The 21695-nt window shown below is 66.4% G+C and carries 19 protein-coding genes; 15 read left to right on the forward strand and 4 right to left on the reverse strand.

What is annotated here, in order from left to right; genetic code table 11:
* Positions 1–13: 13 nt before the first annotated feature.
* Genes ABGB08_RS22035 through ABGB08_RS22055 form a run of 5 tightly spaced genes read left to right on the forward strand, consistent with a single transcriptional unit; the run spans position 14 to position 4515 of the window.
* On the forward strand, positions 14–949 hold the full coding sequence (locus ABGB08_RS22035) for an ABC transporter permease (protein ID WP_347593139.1): 936 nt from the start codon (positions 14–16) through the stop codon (positions 947–949).
* On the forward strand, positions 946–1902 hold the full coding sequence (locus ABGB08_RS22040) for an ABC transporter permease (protein WP_347593141.1): 957 nt from the start codon (positions 946–948) through the stop codon (positions 1900–1902). Before ABGB08_RS22035 ends, ABGB08_RS22040 begins: the two co-directional genes overlap by 4 nt.
* Positions 1899–2873 (forward strand): ABC transporter ATP-binding protein, encoded by a 975-nt coding sequence (locus ABGB08_RS22045; RefSeq protein WP_347593143.1) that lies wholly within the window; start codon positions 1899–1901, stop codon positions 2871–2873. Before ABGB08_RS22040 ends, ABGB08_RS22045 begins: the two co-directional genes overlap by 4 nt.
* Complete coding sequence (locus tag ABGB08_RS22050) at positions 2870–3874, forward strand: oligopeptide/dipeptide ABC transporter ATP-binding protein (protein ID WP_347593145.1); 1005 nt, start codon at positions 2870–2872, stop codon at positions 3872–3874. Before ABGB08_RS22045 ends, ABGB08_RS22050 begins: the two co-directional genes overlap by 4 nt.
* Positions 3871–4515: a sulfite exporter TauE/SafE family protein gene (locus ABGB08_RS22055; protein ID WP_347593147.1), complete on the forward strand. Its 645-nt coding sequence runs from the start codon at positions 3871–3873 to the stop codon at positions 4513–4515. The genes ABGB08_RS22050 and ABGB08_RS22055 overlap by 4 nt, the downstream gene beginning before the upstream one ends.
* A 181-nt stretch (positions 4516–4696) precedes the next feature.
* On the opposite strand, the gene ABGB08_RS22060 is transcribed toward ABGB08_RS22055, so the two are convergent.
* Complete coding sequence (locus ABGB08_RS22060) at positions 4697–4909, reverse strand: DUF397 domain-containing protein (protein WP_347593149.1); 213 nt, start codon at positions 4907–4909, stop codon at positions 4697–4699.
* Entirely contained in the window at positions 4900–5724 is an 825-nt protein-coding gene (locus tag ABGB08_RS22065) for a helix-turn-helix transcriptional regulator (protein WP_347593151.1), read from the reverse strand. Before ABGB08_RS22065 ends, ABGB08_RS22060 begins: the two co-directional genes overlap by 10 nt.
* Before the next feature lie 652 nt (positions 5725–6376).
* On the opposite strand from ABGB08_RS22065, the gene ABGB08_RS22070 reads away from it, so the two are divergent.
* From ABGB08_RS22070 to ABGB08_RS22085, 4 genes are all read left to right on the forward strand, one after another.
* The gene (locus ABGB08_RS22070) at positions 6377–7786 is read left to right on the forward strand and encodes an ATP-binding protein (RefSeq protein ID WP_347593153.1); all 1410 of its coding nucleotides are present in this window, start codon (positions 6377–6379) and stop codon (positions 7784–7786) included.
* 555 nt (positions 7787–8341) lie between these two features.
* The gene (locus tag ABGB08_RS22075) at positions 8342–8611 is read left to right on the forward strand and encodes a hypothetical protein (protein ID WP_347593155.1); all 270 of its coding nucleotides are present in this window, start codon (positions 8342–8344) and stop codon (positions 8609–8611) included.
* Positions 8604–9224 (forward strand): DUF6879 family protein, encoded by a 621-nt coding sequence (locus ABGB08_RS22080; RefSeq protein WP_347593157.1) that lies wholly within the window; start codon positions 8604–8606, stop codon positions 9222–9224. The genes ABGB08_RS22075 and ABGB08_RS22080 overlap by 8 nt, the downstream gene beginning before the upstream one ends.
* A gap of 4 nt (positions 9225–9228) precedes the next feature.
* The gene (locus tag ABGB08_RS22085) at positions 9229–10014 is read left to right on the forward strand and encodes a DUF6082 family protein (RefSeq protein ID WP_347593159.1); all 786 of its coding nucleotides are present in this window, start codon (positions 9229–9231) and stop codon (positions 10012–10014) included.
* A 24-nt stretch (positions 10015–10038) separates the two neighbouring features.
* Here ABGB08_RS22085 and ABGB08_RS22090 read toward each other — a convergent pair whose 3' ends face one another.
* Together ABGB08_RS22090 and wecB are read right to left on the reverse strand one after the other, a co-directional pair.
* The gene (locus tag ABGB08_RS22090; protein WP_347593161.1) at positions 10039–12105 is read right to left on the reverse strand and encodes a glycosyltransferase; all 2067 of its coding nucleotides are present in this window, start codon (positions 12103–12105) and stop codon (positions 10039–10041) included.
* Between the two features lie 72 nt (positions 12106–12177).
* Positions 12178–13317 carry a UDP-N-acetylglucosamine 2-epimerase (non-hydrolyzing) gene (gene wecB / locus ABGB08_RS22095; RefSeq protein WP_347593163.1) on the reverse strand — a complete coding sequence of 380 codons (1140 nt, stop codon included), beginning with the start codon at positions 13315–13317 and terminating at the stop codon, positions 12178–12180.
* A 56-nt stretch (positions 13318–13373) separates the two neighbouring features.
* Here wecB and ABGB08_RS22100 point away from each other — a divergent pair, with 56 nt between their 5' ends.
* From ABGB08_RS22100 to ABGB08_RS22125, 6 genes are all read left to right on the forward strand, one after another.
* Positions 13374–15038, forward strand: coding sequence for a glycosyltransferase family 4 protein (locus ABGB08_RS22100; RefSeq protein ID WP_347593165.1), 1665 nt, complete (start codon positions 13374–13376; stop codon positions 15036–15038).
* 102 nt (positions 15039–15140) lie between these two features.
* Positions 15141–16403: a nucleotide sugar dehydrogenase gene (locus ABGB08_RS22105; protein WP_347593167.1), complete on the forward strand. Its 1263-nt coding sequence runs from the start codon at positions 15141–15143 to the stop codon at positions 16401–16403.
* Positions 16404–16416: 13 nt separating this feature from the next.
* Entirely contained in the window at positions 16417–17505 is a 1089-nt protein-coding gene (locus tag ABGB08_RS22110) for a glycosyltransferase (RefSeq protein WP_174900310.1), read from the forward strand.
* A gap of 34 nt (positions 17506–17539) precedes the next feature.
* Positions 17540–19357 carry a DUF4434 domain-containing protein gene (locus ABGB08_RS22115; RefSeq protein WP_347593169.1) on the forward strand — a complete coding sequence of 606 codons (1818 nt, stop codon included), beginning with the start codon at positions 17540–17542 and terminating at the stop codon, positions 19355–19357.
* 26 nt (positions 19358–19383) lie between these two features.
* Positions 19384–20040 (forward strand): NUDIX domain-containing protein, encoded by a 657-nt coding sequence (locus ABGB08_RS22120; RefSeq protein ID WP_155348067.1) that lies wholly within the window; start codon positions 19384–19386, stop codon positions 20038–20040.
* A gap of 340 nt (positions 20041–20380) precedes the next feature.
* The gene (locus ABGB08_RS22125) at positions 20381–21343 is read left to right on the forward strand and encodes an acyltransferase (protein ID WP_347593188.1); all 963 of its coding nucleotides are present in this window, start codon (positions 20381–20383) and stop codon (positions 21341–21343) included.
* Positions 21344–21695: the final 352 nt, after the last annotated feature.

A 21695-nucleotide genomic window follows, 5' to 3' on the forward strand; every position in this document is an offset into this window, starting at 1 on the left:
CGGACCCCATGGAATGCTGACCTTCCTGCGACGACGGACGCTGACCAGCCTGCCGCCCCTGCTGGCCGTCGTGCTGGGCGTGTTCGTGCTCGCCCGGCTCACCGGCGACCCGGCCGCGCTGTACCTGCCGGAGAACGCGACGGCCCAGGCGCGGGAGCAGTTCAGCGCGGCCCACGGGTTCGACCAGCCGATCTGGTCGCAGCTCATCGACTACCTCGCCCAGGTGGTGCGGCTGGACTTCGGGACATCACTGCGCACCGGCGAGCCCGCCGCGGTGATGGCGTTAAGGGCCTTCCCGGCCACGCTCCAGCTGGCCGTCGTCACCATGCTCCTGGCGTGCGCGGTGGCGACGGCGGTGGGGTGCTGGGCTGCGCTGCGGCCGAACGGCCTGGCCGACCGGATCTCCAGCCTGATGTCCATGACCGCGGCCAGCGTGCCGGACTTCTGGCTGGCCATCCTCGGCATCTGGGTGTTCAGCATCATGCTCGGCCTGCTGCCCACCTCGGGTGTGGACGCCGGCGGGCTGAGCTGGGTGCTGCCGATCGCGGTGCTCATGCTCCGGCCAGCCGGCGTGCTCACCCAGGTGGTCCGCGGCGCGATGATCGCGGCGCTCGGGTCCCCGTACGTGAAGGTGGCCCGCAGCAAGGGCGCCGGAGAGGGCCGCGTGGTCGCTCGGCACGCGCTGAAGAACGCCGCCCCGCCGGCCCTGACCGTCGCGGGTGACCTCGCGGTCGGGCTGATCAACGGCGCGGTCGTGGTGGAGAGCATCTTCGGCTGGCCGGGCATCGGGAAGCTGATGATCGACTCCATCCTGCAGCGCGACTTCGCGGTGCTCCAGGCGGCCGTGGCGGTCACCGCGATCAGCATCTTCGTGCTCAACATCGGAATCGACCTCGGGTACGCGCTGCTGGACTCCCGCGTTCGACAGAAGGTAGGTGCGGCGGCATGACCCTGTTGGAGAACCCACCGGAGGCGTCCGCCCCGGACCGGCCGGTCAAGGCGAACTGGTTCCGGCTGCTGCTGGCCGACCCGGCCGCCTTCGTCTCCGCGCTGATCCTGCTGCTGGTCGCGTTCGTCGCGGTGTTCGGCAAGCGGCTGGCCGGCGACAGCGCCATCAAGGGCGACCTGTCGCTGTCCCGGCTGGCGCCGTTCGGCCTGGACCACGGCTGGCAGTACGTGCTCGGCGGCGACCTGCTCGGCCGCAGCCTGCTCGGCCGGCTCATGGTGGCCACCCAGACCACGATGAGCGTGGTCGTGCCGGTGGTGCTGATCTCGCTGGTGATCGGCGCCTCGGTCGGGATGTGGGCGGGCTATCACCGCGGGTGGCGGGAGACCGTCGCGATGCGGATCGCCGACGTCGTGTACAGCTTCCCGTCGCTGCTGATGGCGGTCGTGGTGCTCTACATCTTCTCGCCCAGCATCGCCAGCATCATCGCGATCCTCGCGATCACCCGCATCCCCGTCTACCTGCGCACCGCCCGCGCCGAGTCGGCCGAACTGCAGACCCGGCTCTTCGTGGACGCGGCCCGCACGTTCGGCACCCCGAGCGGCGCGATCATCCGCCGGCACATCTTCCCGATCGTGCTGCCCACCCTGCTCACCGTGGCCACGGTGGACTTCTGCTACGTGATGCTGGCCGAGTCCTCGCTCAGCTTCCTCGGCATCGGCGTGCAGCCGCCGGACGTGAGCTGGGGTCTGATGGTCGCCCAGGGCCGCGACCAGCTGCGCACCCAGTGGTGGCTGTCGGTGCTGCCCGGCCTGGCCATCGTGATCACCACCGTGTCGGCGAACCTGCTCGCGTCCTGGGTCAGGATCGCCACCGACCCGGGACAGCGCTGGCGCCTGACCACACCCCGCCGGCGGCGCCGCGCCGCCCGGCCGACCGTGCTGGAGACGACATGACCGCGATCGGCATGGAGGTCAGCGGGCTGACCGTGGAACTCGCCACCCCGCGTGGCACGGTCCGCGCGGTGGACGGCGTGAGCTTCACCGCGTACCGCGGCCGCACGCTGGCGCTGCTCGGCGAGTCCGGCTGCGGCAAGAGCATGACCGCGCAGGCGGTCGCCGGGCTGCTCGAGCCGATCGCCTCGGTGACGGCCGGCTCGGTCCAGGTGGACGGCGAGGACCTGCTCAAGGTGAGCCGCAAACGGCGCCGGCAGCTCGCCGGTCCGGCGCTGTCGATCGTCTTCCAGGACGCGCTCACCGCCCTGAACCCGGTGCTCAAGGTCGGCACCCAGCTGGCCGAGCCGTACCGGATCCACCAGCGGATGCCGGCCAGGCAGGCCCGGGCGAAGGCGATCGAGCTGATGGGGCACGTCGGCATCCCCGAGCCGGAGTCACGGGTAGACGCCTACCCGCACCAGTTCTCCGGCGGCATGCGGCAGCGGCTGCTGATCGCGATGGCGGTGGCGCTCTCGCCCAAGGTGCTCATCGCCGACGAGCCGACCACCGCCCTGGACGTCACCGTGCAGGCGCAGATCCTGGCGCTCCTCGCCCGGCTGCGCGCGGAGCACGACATGGCGGTCGTGCTGATCACCCACGACCTGGCCGTGGTCGCCGAGGAGGCGGACACGGTCGCCGTCATGTACTCCGGCCGGATCGTCGAGACCGGGCCGGTGGACGAGGTGTTCGAGGATCCACGGCATCCGTACACCCGAGGGCTGCTCGACTCGGTGCCGGTGGACGCCGAGCGCGGCACCGACCTGAGCTCGATCCCGGGCGCTCCGCCTGACCTGTTCTCCATCCCGCCGGGCTGCCCGTACCAGGCGCGCTGCCCGCTGGTGCGGGACGTCTGCCAGACCGAGCGCCCGCCGCTCGAGACCCGGGCCGGCCGCACGGTCGCCTGCCACGTCGCCGAGGGGACCGCCCGATGACCGACTCGCCGCTGCTCGACGTCCAGGGACTCAGCAAGTCCTTCCACGTGCCCAAGGGGCCGAACGGCAACGACCGGCTGCGCGCCCTCGACGGCGTCGACCTGACCCTCCGCAAGGGCGAGACGCTCGGCCTGGTCGGCGAGTCCGGCTGCGGGAAATCCACCCTGGCCCGCACGCTGATGCTGCTGGAACGACCCGACCAGGGCACGGTCCGGTTCAGCGGGGTGGACCCGTTCGCCCTGCGCAAGAGCGAGCTGCTGCGCTGGCGGCGCCGGGTGCAGATGGTCTTCCAGGACCCGTACGCGTCGCTGAACCCGCGACTGACCGCCGCCCAGATCATCGCCGAGCCGTGGCACACCCACCGCGACCTGTTCCGCACCTCGCGCGAGCGCGCCGCCCGGGTCCGCGAGCTGCTGCACCTGGTCGGGCTGCGGCCCGGCGACGCCGACCGCTACCCCCAGGAGTTCTCCGGCGGGCAGCGGCAGCGCATCGGCATCGCCCGCGCCCTGGCGCTCGGCGCGGAGGTGGTGATCTGCGACGAGCCGGTGTCCGCCCTGGACCTGTCCGTGCAGGCCCAGGTCCTGAACCTGTTGAACGAGCTGCAACGGGCGCTGTCGGTGTCGTACCTGTTCATCTCGCACGACCTCTCGGTGGTACGGCACGTCGCGGACCGGGTCGCGGTGATGTACCTCGGCCGGATCGTGGAGACCGGCACCACTGAGGAGATCTTCGAGAACCCGCGGCACCCGTACACGAAGGCCTTGCTGTCGGCCGCGCCCTCGCTGCGCCGAGCGGATCGGGAGAAGAAGCAGAAGATCCTGCTCAAGGGCGAGCTGCCGTCCCCGCTGGACCCTCCCAGCGGCTGTCGCTTCCGGACCCGCTGCTGGCAAGCCACCAACCTGTGCGCGACCACCCCGCCGACGACCGCCGATCGGGTGTCGCCCGGGCACACCGCCGAGTGCCACTACCCGCTCGACGCGCGCGTCTCCGCCGCGCGGTGAGCGGCTGGGCGGTCACCGTCGTCGCGCTGGCCATCGTCGTGGCCAGCTGCCTGCAGGGCTCGATCGGCTTCGGCATGGGCATGGTGGCCGCGCCGGTGGTCGCGATCGTCGACCCGGGCCTGCTGCCCGGCATGCTGATCATGCTGGCCGTGGTGCTCACCCTGGTGGTCACGCTGCGCGAGCGCGAGGCGGTGAACCTGCGCGGCGCGGGCTGGGCGCTGTTCGGCCGGGTGCCCGGCACGGTGGCCGGCGTGTGGCTGGTCGCGGTCCTGCCGCAACGCTGGCTGGCGCTGCTGCTCGGCGCGGCGGTGCTGGTCGGGGTGGTGCTGGCGATCGGCGGCTGGGCGCCGGACCCGACCCGGCGGACGACCGCGGCCGCCGGCGCGGTCTCCGGCCTGCTGGGCACGGCGACGTCGATCGGCGGTCCGCCGATGGCGCTGGTCTGGCAGTCGTCGAGCGGCGCCCATCCGCACGCAACGCGAGGATCGCGGCGATCTCCTCCTTCTTGTCCTCGGCTCGCTCCTTGCGGCCCCGCACCTTCTCATTCGAGGGAGGCGTCCCCCGAGTTGCCGGATTTGATGTTCAGCCGTCGCTGCAGCGGTGCGACCAGTTCCCGCAGCCGCTTGATCTCCTCGGCCTGAGCGGTCAATACTCGATTCAATGTACACCTGATGGCGCAGCTCATATGGCGACGATGGAAACGCGCCGACCACATTTCCGGTTCCATCCAAGTGCTGAACACCGAAGCACTGCATCTATGACAGAAAGGCCTCCAGCTAGGTAGCCGGAGGCCTTTCTGTTTCCCCGCAAGCTACAGCCTGCTCAGAAGTCGAACTCACCGGCCTTGGCACCCTTAACGAAAGCGTTCCAGACACTTGGGGTGACAACGAAGGGCGCTTGCTCGGGCGCTTCGGTGTCGCGTATGCCGACTCGGCCGCCCGACAACGGGGCGACCTCGATGCAGTCGCCGCCGTTCGATGATGAGAAGGACGCCTTGCGCCAAGCTGCTCTGGCCAGTTCGTCTTTCAGCTCCATTTGTTCACCATCGTCTCTCTGATCAACTCGATGGATGCGCGCCCCGGGAGCGCGTCCGCGCTTATGGCTTCGTATCTGTTACTGATCGCCGCGACTTCCTGTTCATGATCAGTGATATATCCGCGCGCGGGTGATTCAAGATATATGGTAGCAGGCCGAGCAGGAACGTCTGCGATTGCGAATGCTCCAGGCAGGCCGGCTGTGGATCCACTATCCAGTGGCACTACTTGGATAGTGATGAAGGGGTGATCGGCCATCTCGATCAGGTGCTCAAGCTGACTACGCATCACTTCTTTGCCCCCGAGCGGGTGCCATAGCAGCGTCTCGTCGATGACCACCCACAGTACAGGTGGAACTGGCTGATCGAAGATCCTCTGTCGGTTCATGCGGGCCAGAACGAGCTCCTCGACTCTTTCTGTACGCAGGCCGGGTTCCCCGCTGAGGACCGCGCGAGCGTATTCCTCGGTCTGCAGCAGGCCGGGCACGTTGAGTGGTTGCCATGTGCGGATCGTGCGAGCGAGAGGTTCGAGTTCCAACCATTCCAGGAACCACTGAGGGCCTGCGTTCATGACTACCAGGGGCCACAGGCGGACGAGTTCTTGGTTGAGACCCAGCGCCTTTTCGCAACGTGCGAGGAAGTCATGCGTGGGAGCGCGTTCGGCAGTTTCGACGAGGCTGACCATTGCCTTGCTGAAGTTTATCCTCTCAGCCAGCATCTCTTGCGACCATCCAGCGGCCTTTCTGTACCTCCGCACCTCCGAGCCCACCAGCGCACGCGGACTGGCGGCAGGGTCGAGTTCCTGGGGGGCAGGCATTCTTACCTCCTATTACTACAGACGAGGATTTTCTCACCACGGTCTTGCAGCGATCTTACTGAGGTGCCTTGAGAATTCCGTAAGAACTCTTTCACGGATTTCCTGTTCGCATTAAACCAAATCACGGGCACGCTGGGAACAGGTCGTCAAGAGCTATGAAGCCGCGTCTCACAGCTCCCGGCACCCCAGCCATCACGCGGAAAGGCAAGGACCTCCACATGCCACGCAGAGATCTTTTCCGCGCCCGCCGAATCCAAATCATCAGCAAGCGAGAAGAACAAGCATGACCGTTCTAGATAGATTCATCCCATACGACGCCGCACGGCGCAGAATGACCCACCCGAACGCACCCGACCCCCGAGTCGGTCTGCGCCGCACGCCTGCTCAGAGGAATAGCGATCCGACATTCCTCCGAACCGACCGCCCCCAAAACCCTGTTCACGGTCCCCGAGCCCAGCAACCCCTAGATGGCATCCAGAAGGTCGAGCCCGTTGGGGGCGTTGCCTGCGAGGCCGATGACGAGGGGTGGCAGAAGATCACTCACCCCGACGCACCAAATTGCGGGCGCGCCTTCGTCGCGTACATAACGGGCGGGCCATCCGACGTTCTCCTGGCTCGACGAGCCCTAAGACAGGAAGCGAGGTCCTAACCCATGACATCGACTCAAGCCGTCCAGGGATCACCCATCGCCTTGCTGGGTGTCATCGATCTTCCCGGGCGACCGCGCGCGGCGTCGAGCGCGCGGAAGTTCGTTCGCGCTCTGTTCAACGGTGTGGCCGATGACCGGCTGGATGACCTGGAATTGGTCGTCACCGAGTTGGTCACCAACGCGCTACGGCACACGGAGTCGGGCCGCAGTCCGAATGGGGAGGTCAGCGTCGCGGTCGCGAGCTTTCAGGGAGACATCTTCGTCAACGTGACCGATGACGGATCGGCCACCAGCGTCCCGCACCTACGGCTTCCCTCCGATGTGGAGCGCCTGTGCGGGCGGGGTCTGCGCTTGGTCGACCAGATCGCCGAGAATTGGGGATACCGCGACCGGGATGGCAAACGGGTGGTCTGGCTCCGCCTGGGCTCGCCGGACAACATCCCCGACGACGATCCCCCTCCATGGCCGCCGCCCTGGTCACAAGCCGTCCGCGAGATGTCGCAGGGACCGTCGTACGAGATCGTGCCGGGCCTGTACTTCGAGGTCCCGCCCGAGGTCATTCCCGGTTTCACGCCCGGGACGGCTGAGCCCGAACCCCAACCGGCCGTGCGCGGCGGCGGTCCTCGCGGGGCCGTGGTGAGGATGCGCTGCCAGGAGATCATCAATCGGATGGCCGAGCGGATTGCGGGCGGCAAGCTCGGCGAGGGGACGCGCATGGCCAGCGTCCAGCAGCTGATGGCGGAGCACGGCATTCCCAGCTCAGCCGCCACCTATATCCAGCGTGCGCTTCGGGAGCGAGGGCTCATCCGCTTGGTCCCCGGCCTGGGCTATGTCATCGGCGCCCCCGACACCACTTCGGTACCGCCACGCCCGCCCGTCCACGATCAGATCACGATGATCGCCCAGGCCATGGCCGAGAAGATCCACACCGGCGAGATCATCGCGCACCAGCGGCTGACCACCCGCCAACTGATGACCGAACACGGCATTTCCCGAGGCAGCGCCTGGATAGTCCTGCGGCGGCTCGTTTCCAGAGGCTGGGCGTACGACACCGAACGCAAGGGCGTCCGGGCCGCTGCCTACCGCGCCTGGCTCTACAAGGGGACCTCAATGACCCTCATACCGACACCCGCCAACCACGCCCCCACTCCCGCTACCCCAAGCCAGAACAATCTCCGGGACACCGCAACGAAGCGGCCGAACCTGCCAATGCTCGCCCTCCGGTTCTACAGGCCGTCTCCTCGACCGAGGATGCCGATGGCAGGCGAGCCGACCGCCGTAACCGGGCAAGGTTCAGGGTCGCGTAACACCGGTGGGCTTCTCTCCATCGTGGGCTGGTGCACACGATGGCGGGGTGCCGGGAAAGGGCACTTCATCGCCCTGGCTGACACATGGCCGTCTGCGGAGACGTGACGGGCGATGATCACTCGCCATCGGGGCCCCAGAGAGACCAGGCCGATAACCCTCTGATCCCGGCAGCCGTACACGACGCAGCTCGGCTGAGCTCCGGATGGCGCGGAGCAAGGGGCCACCACCACCTTTGATCACGAAGCAAGGTTCTTACCCATGGCCAAGATCGAGGCCATAGATGGATCCGACCCGGTGGATTAGACGGCTGTACTGGACCGCCCCGGGGATCTTGGAGGCTACGATTCCTGCGAACCCCTGGACCGGGTGCGGTGTAGCTGCGTTCCAGACCGGGAGGGCGGTGCACCATCACGTTCTTGTCGGGGAAATGTGTGCGGTGGGGTGCCTTTACCGACCATTTCGGTTTCGGAGTAACCGGAGATATAGGATTTCGTAGACGTTGTCGGCGCCTGTGTCAGCGATTGACTTTGCGCTGGCGACACAATCTGCGGGTACCTCATGTTGTAGTGGTCACCATAGATACTCGTACCGAGTATTGACTCGCATGGGTTCCCGAGTGATACTCGGGGTCCGCACGAAGCCAAGGAGGAGGGGCGCGGTATGTCTCGCCCATGGGAAGCGGACCCTCATGCGGAGCTTCGGAGACGGCTGGGGAAGTCGGCGTTAGAGTTGGGGGACACGACTGGAAGCCCGTCTTGCCCGGACATCTGGGAGCTATCGAATGGGGATATCGCAGTAATCGGTAGAGATCTGACCCAATCATATCTGACCCGGCTGCCCCACGGAGTGAGCGTGCGCGATGATGAGCGTCTTGTCGTCATTCCGCGTAACATGATCATAGCTGCCAAGCAGGATATTCCCGATGCTTAGACATATCACTGAGGTAAAGTCGCAGACTTTGAGTCCTGAAGGCTACATCGAGGACTTCTGGCCCTACTTCCGAGAGCTGAAAGATACTTTCTGGAAGCTGGAGGCAGGTCAGACGTTCAGAGAGCCGGGAGATCCAAGTTGGCGAGCTCTCAGTGTGGGCGACTGGGCTGAGGCGGTGCGGCTCATCGACGAGCGGCGTGACGAGATTCAGGAGCCGGTCAGCGAAGCGCGCGGGTTCACGATGCGGCGAGTTCGCATTGTGGAGAGGCCCTACACTGCGTACGTGCAGTGGGAGTTGTACTACATTCGGTTGAGGGCGCTGGCTGGAGAAGATATCCGCGTTCTTGAGTCGGACGCTCTTCCTGGCCTCGGGGTCTCGTATCGGTTGCCCGAACTGGTCATTCTCGATTCGGATGTCATGTATGAAGTTCTCTACACGAGGGCCGGGACACTGTCCGGTGCGAGGAAGATCGTCGACCCCGCCTTGATCGACTCTTGCAGGCACGAAGTTGAGAGACTGTTTGACGAGGGGCAGGAGCTGATCTCGTATCTGAACACTGAACGTGCGGTGCTCCCTCCCCCATTGCAGCAATCCCGTGCGCCCATAGCGTAATAAGGTGATAAATCGACGCCCCTTCCGCCTGTTCTCGGGCGGTAGCGGGCGTCGTTTTGTTGTGACGTCACTGCTGCTTCTCTCTATCGTTTCCGTTTCAGGTCTGGTCGTGTCGTCGCCGTTCTTTCTCGCCGCCCTGGGGGCCAGGCGTGGCGACTGGACGCTGCTCAGCGATATCGGGCAGACGTATGGAGCCGCATCGGCGTTGGTGGCTGTGTTCGCACTGGTCGGAGTAGCGTTCTCGCTTATTGTTCAGTCACGGGAGGCAAAGGCCGCACGAGAGCAGGCCTTGCGCGCGCTTCATGCTGACCTGATGAAGATGGCGATGGATGATCCTCTGTATCGAGCGTGCTGGGGAGCATTTTTCTCATCCGATGATGAGGAGAGCCAGCGAGCCCATATGTACGTGAATATGATCGTCAATCATTGGCTGCTGATGTGGGAGCTGCGGTCGATTACCGAACCACATCTGAGGGCCGTGGCACGGACCGTTCTCGAAGGTGCGATCGGGTATGAGTTCTGGCGTGATGCACGCAGCCTTCGAACCACAAGTTCCGGAACGCGTCGCGAGAGGCAATTCAATCGGATCATTGATAGCGAGTTTGTGAAGATAGACCGAAGGGATGCGATCCTTCCGCCGGATAGTGACCCCCCTCTGAAACTTTCTCATCATGAGGGGGTACGCGCCCGTGATGTCGTCAGTGACAATTTTGTTTCGGGAGCATTGGTCGCGTTGGGGGCGGCGCTGGTCTTCGGCGTGATTCGCCGCGTATGGCGATGGCGGAGATAGGTTCCTATTGCTGGGCTGTTGGGATCAGATCATGACGTGTTGTTCGGGGTGGCCGACGAAGCTGAACTGGGCATTGCGGGTGAGTTTGTAGTCGGCGGCCTGCCAGGTGTGGGCGGAGGCGTCTGAGCCGCGCATGTAGACGAAGTTGAAGCGGTCCGCGGAGTAGATGCGGATGCCGTCCTCTTTGAGGCGGCGGACCAGGCGGGTGTCCTCGCCCGCGTTGACCGGTTCGAAGGGGATCGAGCGGAGCAGGTCGGCCTTGGCGAGGATGGTGGCGCCCTGGACCAGGTGGGCGTAGCGGTGTTCCAGGCCGGGGAGGCGGTAGACCGTCTCGTTGCGGTCGGGGAAGTAGGTGTAGTGCGCGCCCTTGCCCACCATCTCGGCTTCGGAGTAGTCGAAGGAGCGGACCAGGTCGGAGAGGTAGTGCTCGCCGTAGAGGTTGTCGTCGTCCATTTTGGCGATGAGCTCGCCGTCAGCGTGGGCGATGCCGTGGTTGAGGACCTCGCCGAGGGTGAAGCTGGGGGGCGCGGTCAGGACCTTCACCGCGGGGACTCCGGCGGCGAGGGCCTTGTCGCGGATGACGCTGGGGTCTTCGGAGAGGCCGTGCAGGACCAGGACGAGCTCCAGGTCGCGGTGGCGCTGGCGGGCGACCTGGCTGATCGCGTGTTCGAGCTGGCCGGCCCGGTTGGTGGGGAGGACGACGGAGATCGAGTGTGAGCGGGCGACCACCGGGCGGCCGACGGCGCCCAGGATCTGGTCGACGCGGTGGGAGAAGAGGTGCTTGTCGAAGACTTCGCGCATGGCGAGGTGGCCCTGGCGGGCGCGCAGCTCGGGGCTGTTGATCAGGTAGAGGGCCCGGTTGTACGCCTCCTCCTGCGAGTGCGCGACCGGGATGAGATCCCCGAAAGTCTCCTCGATCGCCCGCGACCAGCCGGAGAGCACGGTCGTCCCCGAAGCGGACAGTTCGAAGACGCGGCGCGCGCACATGGTCGGTGAGTCGATCACCGAGTTCACGTTCAGGAAGACCTTGTACATCTTGTACGCGGCGAGCATCTGCTCATAGGGAAGCTCGCCCACGATGTGCGGCCGATACTCCTCCGGCCAGGCGTACTTGTCGGCGACCGTCCCGTTACGAGCGAAGATGTGCAGCCCGAGCTCCCGCGCCGGGGCCAGAATGGTCTCCATCTGCTCGCGGCGTTCCGGGTGCTTGTCCCGGAAATACATGCCGCCGAACACGATGTCGTGCATCCGGCCCTGCTTGGTCTGGATCGGATTGTGAATCCGCGGCTGCGCCGCGAACTGCAACACATCCACCCGATCATGTCCCAAAATTTCCCGATATTTCGGGATCATGTCGCCGTCGCACGTGTACACGTGGTCGAACAACTTCGCCGTGTCGATGAAGAAGTCGAAGTTCGGCGGGTCCTCCTTGTTCCAGAAGACCGACGGAATCCCTTCCGAACGACACCACGCCAGCAGGTCGCGGAGTTCCTGCTTCGGGGCGTTCGTCCCCGTCATCTGGTAGCGCCAGCGCCCCTGGTTCCCATGCCACGCCGACTCGCAGAACAGCAGATCAGGCCGCTTCTCCGCGAAGATCTCCGGCCAGTCCGCGAGCCCGAACTCGATCTGATCCCACTCGTACTGGAAGGCCATCCGCGAGAAGTCGTCCAGGATGACCGCCACCTTGAGATCCGGGCGCGTCATCACCCCTTCCGGCCACTGCAACGTCGGGATCTTGACCTCGGGCCCCTTCAGCTCCGCCTGCGCCGCCGCCTCGACCACGGAAATAGGCGCCTTCGGGCTCTTCCGGCCCTTCATCGCCTTCGACAGATCCCGCGGCAGCCGTACGAACTTGGCCGGCTTCGCCGCACCCGTCAGCGCCTGAGCGACCCGGAACGGCCGCTGCGTCTGGGTGGCCTTGAGCTTCCAGATCGCATATTCCGCCCGCGCCTCCTGGGTGGCGAGCTTCTTCTCCAGCTCCCGGATCCGCTGCTCGTAGCGCTCGACGACCTTACGTTCCTCGGGCAGCCAGTTCACCGGCCCGAGCCGCTGGAACCGCGGCTCGTCGAAGGTCTCGTCGCTCTCAGCCATGCGTCTGCCCTTGCTCGTCGTGATCAGCTATGGTACGGCGGAAGCCGTGGTCATTTGTGAGTTTTGTACGGCTTAGCCGACTGTTCCCCGCGCCGCCGGCGAGAGGTTCTCTCCCCGCAACCAGGCCGCGACCACCCGCGCGATCCGCAGTCCCGACTTCCCATCCCACAACACCGGCAACTCCTCGCTCGGCGTCGAAGCCCCGTCGACCAGGGCCTGAGCGGCGGCGGCCGGCAGCTGCGCCGGAGTCACCAGGCGGTTCGTGCCGTGCGTCACCGTGATCGGCCGCTCGGTGTTGGGCCGGATGGTCAGGCAGGGCACGCCCAGCATGGTCGTCTCCTCCTGAACCCCGCCGGAGTCCGTCAGCACCAGCGCCGCGCCGCGGACCAGCGAGAGGAAGTCCACGTACCCGAGCGGCTCGACGATCTTCAGGGCGGGCCCGTCCACCAGGCCGGCCTCCGCCAGCCGCTGCCGCCCGCGCGGGTGCAGCGGCACGACCACCGGCACCTGCTCGGCCACCCCGAGCACCGCGTCCACGAGCTCCTTGGCGGAGGCGGGATCGTCCACGTTCGCGGGCCGGTGCAACGTTCCCACCGCATAGCGGCCGGAGAGCCCGAGCCGTTCCTGCACGGGCGCGGGGTCCAGCTTCGGCAGCGCCGAGAAGAGGCTGTCGATCATCGGATTGCCGACGAGATGCACCTTCGACGGGGAGATGCCCTCATGCGCCAGGTGCGACAGAGCGTCCGGCGAGGTGCAGAACAGGATGTCGGCCAGCGCGTCGGTGACGATCCGGTTGACCTCCTCCGGCATGCTCCGGTCGAAGGAGCGCAGCCCGGCCTCCACGTGCGCGGTCGGGATGCCGAGCTTGGCGCAGACCAGGATCGCGGCCAGCGTGGAGTTCACGTCGCCGTAGACGACCACGAGTCCGGGCTGCTCGCGGAGCATGACCTCTTCGAGACCGGTCAGCAGGGTCGCGGTCTGCTGCGCGTGCGTCCCGGAGCCGACGGCCAGGTTGGCGAGCGGCTCGGGCAGGTTCAGGTCGACGAAGAACACATCCGACATCAGCGCGTCGTAGTGCTGGCCGGTGTGGATGAGGCCCTGCCGTACCCCCAGCTCGGCCAGACCGGATATGACCGGTGCCGCCTTGACGAAGTTGGGCCGAGCGCCCAGAACATGCAGGACGAGGGTGTCATTCAGCCGTGAATCCCTCAATGACCTTGCCTTTCTTCTGGGACTGGGGCAAACGTTGCCTATGGTACGGTCACGCCGTGGTAAGCGAGGCCAACAAGCCAACGAAGGTGTCCGCCAAGAAGGCGAAGGCCGGTGTCGGTGGACTTCTGCGGGGATTCGTGAAGAATCCCGTGATCGTGTCGCGAATCGTGGTGGGCAAGGTCAAGTCGGATCCCATGCGGGTCGCGCAGGCCGCCGCGGACGCCATGCCGGCCCGGATGCGGCCCCTGGTGGGCCGGATCGCCTGGCCGGTCGCCCGGTATGCCCGGGTCACGATCCGGAAGATCGTTCGCCGGATGGCCGACGGACCGCTCGAAGCGGCCAAGGTCCACTGGGAGGGCGGGCGGATCACCAAGGCCATCGAGGTGCTGCAGCCGCACACCCGGTGGCCGTTCATCCGCCGCAGGATCGCCTACTACGAGGGCGAGCTGGCCGCGATCGGCAGCGATCCCATTCCGCCCAAGGCCAAGGTGATCATGGGCGATCGGGTGCCGGGGCGGGTGCTGCATATCGTGACCAACGCCTTGCCGTACACGCAGGCGGGGTACACGGTGCGAACTCACCGGATCGTCACCGCGCAGCAGGCGGCGGGGCTCGATCCGCATGTGGTGACCAGCTGGGGCTGGCCCATGTTGCAGGGCCACACCGACGCGACGCCGTACGACGAGATCGACGGGATCCCCTACCGGCGGCTGCTGCCCAGCGGCGAGGTGCCGAACGAGAGCCGGGGCCGCATGATCCGCGGCGCCGCGGACGTGACCGAGCTGGTCCGGCAGCTGCGCCCGCAGGTGCTGCACGCGGCCACCGACCACCGCAACGGTTCGGTCGCGCTCGCCGTGCGCGAGCGCACGAACACCCCGTTCGTCTACGAAGTGCGCGGCTTCCTCGAAGAGACCTGGACCTCCAGGGACCCCAGGCGCATCGGCAGCGAGCGGCACCTGCTCCAGAAGGAGCGCGAGGCGCACATCATGCGCTCCGCCGACGCCGTGGTCACGCTGGCCGAGACCATGGTCACCGAGATCCTCGAACGCGGCGTGCCCCGCGAGCGGATCTACCTGGCCCCGAACGCGGTGGACGACAGCCTGCTCACCGCCTCCTACGACGGCCAGGCCCTGCGCCACGAGTACGGCATCCGCGACGACGAGATCGTGGTCGGCTCGGTGTCCAGCATCGTCGGGTACGAGGGTTTCGCCACCCTGCTGAGCGCTGCCGCGCTGCTGAAGGCCCAGGGCTCGCCGGTCCGGGTCCTGATCGTCGGCGACGGCGCTGAGCGGCCCGCGCTGCTCCAGCAGGTGGACAAGCTCGGTATCGGCGACATATCCCTGCTGCCCGGGCGAGTCGGGCCTGAGGAAGCACTCCAGGCTCAGGCGGCCATCGACATCTTCGTCTGCCCGCGCGACGACCTTCGCGTCACCCGGCTGGTCACCCCGCTGAAGCCGGTCGAAGCGATGGCGCTGGGCAAACCGGTCGTGCTCAGCGACCTTCCCGCGCTGTCCGAATTGGTGGGCTCCGACGGCGCGGGCCTGCTGGTGAAGCCGGAGAGCCCGGAAGAGCTGGCCAAGGCCCTCGCCGAGCTGCGGGACGACCCGGAGCGGCGGCGGCGAATGGGCGAAGCCGGTCGCGCAGAAGTTGCCGCAAAACGGACATGGAGCAGCCTCGCGAAGACCTATCGTGACATTTACGAATCGATCGTCAGCACGTGAGTTCCACCGAAGAAGCCGGATCTGGTGCATCAGGCATCCTTGGTGCCGAGTTGAGATAGCCTTTGCGACCATGAAGTGTTGTTCCCGTTCCCAGGTCTCATCGTGACCCGCTTCGATCTCACGATCATCGGATTGGGCTACGTAGGCATGCCGCTGGCCAAGGAGGCCACCGCGGCCGGCTTGACCGTGGCCGGGCTCGACGTGGACCCCCGCAAGGTGGACGCGCTCAACGCGGGCAGGTCGTATATCGATGACCTGACGGACGCCGACCTCGACGGCATGATCGGCAACGGCTTCACGCCGACGCTGGATCCTTCGGTGCTGTCCGAGTCGTCCACGATCGTGATCTGCGTGCCGACGCCGCTGGATGAGGACCACCGTCCGGACCTCTCCGCCGTCGAAGGAGCCACCGCCGCCGTCGCCGCCCACCTGCGGGCCGGCACGCTGGTGGTGCTCGAATCGACCACCTGGCCGGGCACGACCGACGAGGTGGCGCGGCCGATCCTCGAGAAGTCGGGTCTGGTCGCCGGGACCGACTTCCACTTGGCGTTCTCGCCGGAGCGGATCGACCCGGGCAACACCAAATTCGGGCTGCGGAACACCCCCAAGGTGGTCGGCGGATTCACGCCCGCCTGCCGGGAGCGGGCCGAGGCCTTCTACTCGCAGTTCATCGAGCGGGTCGTGCCGGTCAGCGGCACCCGCGAGGCCGAGATGGCCAAGCTGCTGGAGAACACCTACCGGCACGTCAACATCGCGCTCGTGAACGAGATGGCGATCTTCTGCGACGAACTCGGGGTGGACCTCTGGGAGTCCATCGAGGCGGCGGCCACCAAGCCGTTCGGGTTCCAGAAGTTCCTGCCGGGGCCGGGCGTCGGCGGGCACTGCATTCCGGTGGATCCGTCGTATCTGTCGTATACGGTGCGCAAGCTCGGGTACCCGTTCCGGTTCGTGGAGCTGGCGCAGGAGATCAACGAGCGCATGCCGTCGTATGTGGTGGCGCGGGTGCAGCGGCTGCTGAACCGGCATCGTAAGCCGGTTAACGGGTCGAAGGTGCTGCTGCTCGGCGTGACGTACAAGCCGGATATCGCCGATGAGCGGGAGACGCCCGCGATCCCGGTCGCGGAGGCGCTGCTCGAACTCGGCGCGGATCTCTCGTTCTGCGACCCGCACGTGCGCGAATGGTCGGTGGAGGGCACTCCGGTGGCGCGGAAGGACGATCTCGCCACCGCTATCGCGGAGGCGGACGTGACCGTGCTGCTGCAGCAGCACTCCGCGTTCGACCTGGAACTGATCGAGCGGCAGGGTGTCCTGGTGCTCGACACTCGTGGCGTGCTCGCCACGAGCGAACGCGTCGAGCGGCTGTAGGGAGGCCTGGCGCGTGCACGTGCTCGTCATGACGGTGGTGCATCACCCCGAGGACGCCCGGATCCTGCACCGGCAGATCCGGGCCCTCGTCGACGCCGGTCATGAGGTCACGTACGCGGCGCCGTACACGGCGCGCGGAGTCGTTCCCCGGTCCTGGGTGACCGGCGTGGACCTGCCGCGAGCCGCCGAGCGGCGGCGGGTGACCGCGGTGCGGGCGGCCAGGCGGCTGTTCAAGAGCATGCGCGGCAAGGTCGACCTGGCCCTGGTGCACGACCCGGAGCTGCTGTTCGCGGTGGCCGGGGTGCGCAACCGGCCGCCGGTCGTCTGGGACGTGCACGAGGACACCCCGGCGACCCTGTCGCTGAAACCGTGGCTGCCCGCGTTCCTGCGCCCCCCGACCCGCTTCCTGGCCCGCCTCCTCGAAGGTACGGCGGAGCGCCACCTGCACCTGCTGCTGGCCGAGACCGCCTACGCGGGCCGGTTCCGGGAGGCGCACCTGGTGGTGCCGAACGAGACCTGGGTGCCGGACAACGTCAGCGCGCCCGGCGACGACCGGGTGGTCTACCTGGGCTGGCTGTCGGAGGCGCGCGGCGTCCGGGAGGCCGTCGAGGTCGCGCGGCTGCTGCGGCCGCATCGGGTGGCGGTCGAGCTGATCGGATACGCCGATCCGCAGACCCGTCCGGTGCTGGCCGGCGCCGTCGAGGAGGGCCTGCTGGAATGGCGGGACTTCATGCCGAACGACGAGGCGTTAAAGCGGCTGGACGGGGCGCTGGCCGGGCTTTCGCTGCTGCATGACGAGCCGAACTACCGGCACTCCATGCCCACGAAGATCGTGGAGTACATGGCACACGGCATACCCGTGATAACGACACCCTCGCCCCGGGCCGTCGAGCTCGTGGAGCGTTACCAGAGCGGCATGGTCGTGCCCTGGCAGGATCCGCAGGCGGTCGCCAAGGCGGTGCTGTCGCTGCGGGACAATACTGAGGAACGACGGGGAGCCGGCGCGCGCGGATACGCCGCCGCCCGGGCCAACCATCACTGGCCGAACTCGGCCCGCCGGTTCGTCGCCCAGCTCGAAACATGGGCAGGCGTCAGGCGTTAGTGTCCTAAATGCCGAATATGTCAGGGGTGACGGTTTGCGTTGGCTGGCTCTGATTCTGGGCGTCGCGATTCTCGGCGGTGTCGCGTCCGTCGTGGTCGCGCTCAACGAGCCGGAACCTCGCGCCGCGAACGTGGGCAATAGCGCGCCCTCCTCGCCGAAGCCGAGCGAGTCGGTGAAGGAGAACGAATTCACCGATCCGTGTGGAACGTTCGACACGAATGTGACGACGCCGTACTCGATTACGGGCTACTGGGTCCTGCCCACGACGGATCGGTGCAACTGGCGGCGGCAGCTGGAGGCCATCCACCATCTGGGCGGCGACACCGTGGTCCGGATCGGGTTCGGGCTCTCGCCGCGGCAGGTCAGCCCCGAGGGGTGGATTCTCGACCAGGTCACCGCTGAGGGTAAGGATCCGCTGGCGGACAAGCGGTATGCGTTCTGCGTGGAGAACGGGGTGCCCTGCGTGAAGGCGGCCGAGAACGATTTGAAGGCGGCCAATCCGGGAAATCGCATCAGCTGGAACTTCACCTATCGCACGGATGAGCAGTATGGGGACGGGGTGTTCCGGTGCCCGGCGATGGAACGCAAGATCGTGATCGGGGACAAGGTCTTCTACCGCCTGCTCGCGTCCGAGGACGGGTCTGACGACGCGACCTGCGATTTCACGTCCAAGGGCAAGGCTTACCATCTGATTCTGGTGTCCGCGGGGGCGACCGACAGCTTGACCGAACTGCTCGATCTGGGGGATCGGTTCGGGATCAAGGTTTTTCCCGCACTGCCGCTGGCTCCGCGCGATCCGACCGGGACGACGAGGGCGAATCCCCGGCATGTCGGTACGCTCACGACTTTGACTCGGCGCATTCTCCAGGATTATGGCGACCGGCACGCCGGGCGGGAGTCGCTCGGGGGGGTTTATCAGCCGTTTGAGTTACAAATCCGGGATTGGGCTGAGCCGGAGAACGTGCCGACGCTCCAGGTGTACGCGGAGCAGCATCGGATCGTGGAGCAGGAATTGCCGGGGAAGCCGATCCTGGTGAGTCCGTATCTGGACGCGCGGCGGCGGGTGGGGTACACCTCGACGCCGAAGCAGGTGAAGAGCGGGTTCAAGGCGCTGGCCAGGACCGGGGTGGGGATCATCGCGCCGCAGGACGGCCGGGGGACGGGCAAGGGCGGATTATTCTGGCCCAACTGGAAGAACCAGCCGGTCGATGAGCGGTTGAAGCCGGTGGTGGGGGAGAGCACGTACAACACCGCTTACTACGGTGGCACGCGCGAGTACTACCGGGAGATGTCGGAGGCTCGTAAGGAGCTTCTGGAAGAGGGCGTCGAGGTCCAGTTGTGGGCCAACGTCGAGTCCTTCGAGCCGTCGGCCACGGAGCGGTGCGGGACGCAGGGGTCCCGGGGGCGTACGGACAAGCCTCGGATGGACACGGCGGTGACGCTCGTGGGGCCGTACGTGTCGAAGATCATTTCGTATATGTGGACGGATTTCTATACCTGTGGGTCGCCGTCGCTTTCTGAGGAGATCGCGCGGGACTGGGATCGGCCGGTGGCGATCCAGGCGGTGCGGGAAGAGCGACAGATCCAGGATGGGCTGGAAATTCGGGGCTACCACATGCAGGACGCCAAGGTCACGTTGAGCTGGCCCGGTTTGGAGACTCCGCGCGTGGTCGACGCGGCCACCGTCGGGTGGTTCGACGGCAGCCCGATGGCGGATCTGCCCAGCACCGTCGGGCGGGTCTGGATCCCCGTGGACTGGGAGTCCGTGCCCAAGGACACGTGGGTTCGCGTCGAGGTCACCTCCGCCGACGGACGCAAGGCGGCCGAGCCTGTTTACTACCGCCACGAGTGATCCATTCAGCGTGTAACGTGCCTGACATGGTCCCGCGTATTCCCGTCAGCGTGGATCTCGTTGTGCTCACCGTGCGGTTTCAGCAGCTCAGCGCGCTGGTGTGGCGACGGGATCGCGCGCCCTACAACGACTTGTGGGCGTTGTCGGGTGGGTTCATCCAACTGGAGGAGGACCTGCCCGCGGCGGCCGCCCGGGTCCTGGCCGAGCGGGCCGGGTTGCCCGGGGCTCCGGTGCATCTGGAGCAGCTCAAGACGTATGGGTATCCGGATCGGGATCCCCGGCAGCGTGTGGTGAGTGTGGCGTATCTGGGGTTGGCTCCGGATTTGCCGGCCTCGACTGAGGCGCATATGAGCTGGCAGGCGGTGTCGTCGTTGACGGCGATGGCGTTCGATCACCGGCGGATCGTGCTGGATGGGATCGAGCGGGCTCGGGCCAAGCTGGAGTACACCTCGCTGGGGGCGGCGTTCTGCCCCGAAGAGTTCACGGTGGCGGAACTGCGGCGGGTGTATGAGATCGTGTGGGGGCGGCAGCTTGATCCTCGTAACTTCCATCGGAAGGTGACGAAGACCGAGGGGTTCCTGATCCCGACCGGGCGGACGACGACGCGGGATGGGGGGCGTCCGGCGATGCTCTACCGGCGCGGACCTGCGGTGTTGTTGCATCCGCCGATGTTGCGGGTGTGAGGTGGGATGAGCGTCTGACGCTGCTCTACCGGCGCGGACCTGCGGTGTTGTTGCGTCCGCCGATGTTGCGGGTGTGAGGTGGGATGGGGCGTCCGGCGCTGCTCTACCGGTGTGACCTGCGGTGTTGTTGTTGCGGATGTGATGTCCGTGCCCGAATGGGACAGAATGTGATTTCCCAGGGTTTTCTCAGGATATATTCGCCCATGTGCTGATCTCGGCGCCTCCGTCTTCGGCGGCTATCGCGGAAACCCTGGCCGTTGAACCTCCGGTTCGCCAGCGGCTGCGTGTGCTTGACCTGCTGCGGTTTGTCGCGGCGCTTGGGGTGGTTCTGTTTCACTTCGTGGAGACGCGGGCGTGGGGGACTCCCAACGCGTTTCCGGGGTTGAGCGCGGTCAGCGTCTTCGGGGCGTACGGCGTGCGGTTGTTCTTCATGATCAGTGGGTTTGTGATCCTCATGAGTGCGTGGGGGCGGACCACGGGGGAGTTCGCGGCTTCGCGGATTGCGCGGTTATATCCGGCGTACTGGGCGAGTGTGATCGTGCTGGGGGCGCTCGCGCTGGCGGGGTGGGTCACTGATCATCGGCCGACGTTGCCGGAGCTGCTGGCTAATCTGACCATGCTTCAGCATGGGATGAAGATTCGTGATCTTGAGATCGTGTACTGGACGCTCTGGCAGGAGCTTGTCTTCTACGTGATGATCGGGTGTTTCGCGGCGGTGGGGATCACCTATCGGCGTTGCCTGGGGTTCATGGCCGGGTGGGTGTTCCTGCTGCTGGTAGGGGAGCGGCTGGATATCAGCGTGCTCAAGGTGGTGCTGGTGCAGTTCAGCGCGCCGTACTTCATCGCGGGGATGGCGCTGTTCCTGATCTACCGGTTCGGCGGGTCGTTGCTGCCGTGGCTGTTCGTGGGAGTGGCGTGGACCATTGGGCTGATTCAGGCGCTGGGAGAGCGTCCGCCAGCGGTGGTCAGGTTCGGGGAGGCGCTGGGGTCGGCGCTGGTGGTCGGGGTGATCTCACTGATCTTCCTGGTGATGATCCTTGTGGCCCTTGGAAAGCTGGAGGGGCTGGACTGGAAGTGGTTCACGGTGCTGGGAGCACTGACGTATCCGCTGTACCTGTTCCACCACCATGTCGGGTTTCTGTTGATCCAGTGGTTGCATCCGGTTCTAGGGAATCGGGTGACGTTACCGCTGGTGTTGGGAGTTGTGCTGGGGGTGGCATGGCTGGTCTATCGGCTGATCGAGGTGCCGCTGCAGCCACGATTGAAGGCAGCCCTGGCTCGCTCACTACGGGCCGACACCTGATACGAGGCCGTATTCTCTCGTTTTGTCCGGGTCGCTTCCTCGCGGGAAATGACCGCTCACAAGCTTGACGACAGCGAGCTGGCGAGGGCTTTAGCTGCTCGGCAGCGAAGATCCCATCATCCGAACGATCTTCCGGTCACCGAGAAGCCGAAGAGGGCCCCTGTCCTTAAGGGCGGGGATGAATGCGGTCCCCGGTAAGATGGCCCGCCCTCAGGAGGGGCAGCCCGGAGCGCGTAGCGCGGACCCAGGACCGGTCAGGTGGGACGGCGCTGTTAATCGATGTACCGTCTGATGATCGAGGTTGGGCATCGCCGCGAGAAGCGGCGAAATAGTTTCTTCGCAGTGGGGCGTC

The organism is Acrocarpospora sp. B8E8 (assembly GCF_039871605.1).
Taxonomy (GTDB): Bacteria; Actinomycetota; Actinomycetes; order Streptosporangiales; family Streptosporangiaceae; genus Acrocarpospora; species Acrocarpospora macrocephala.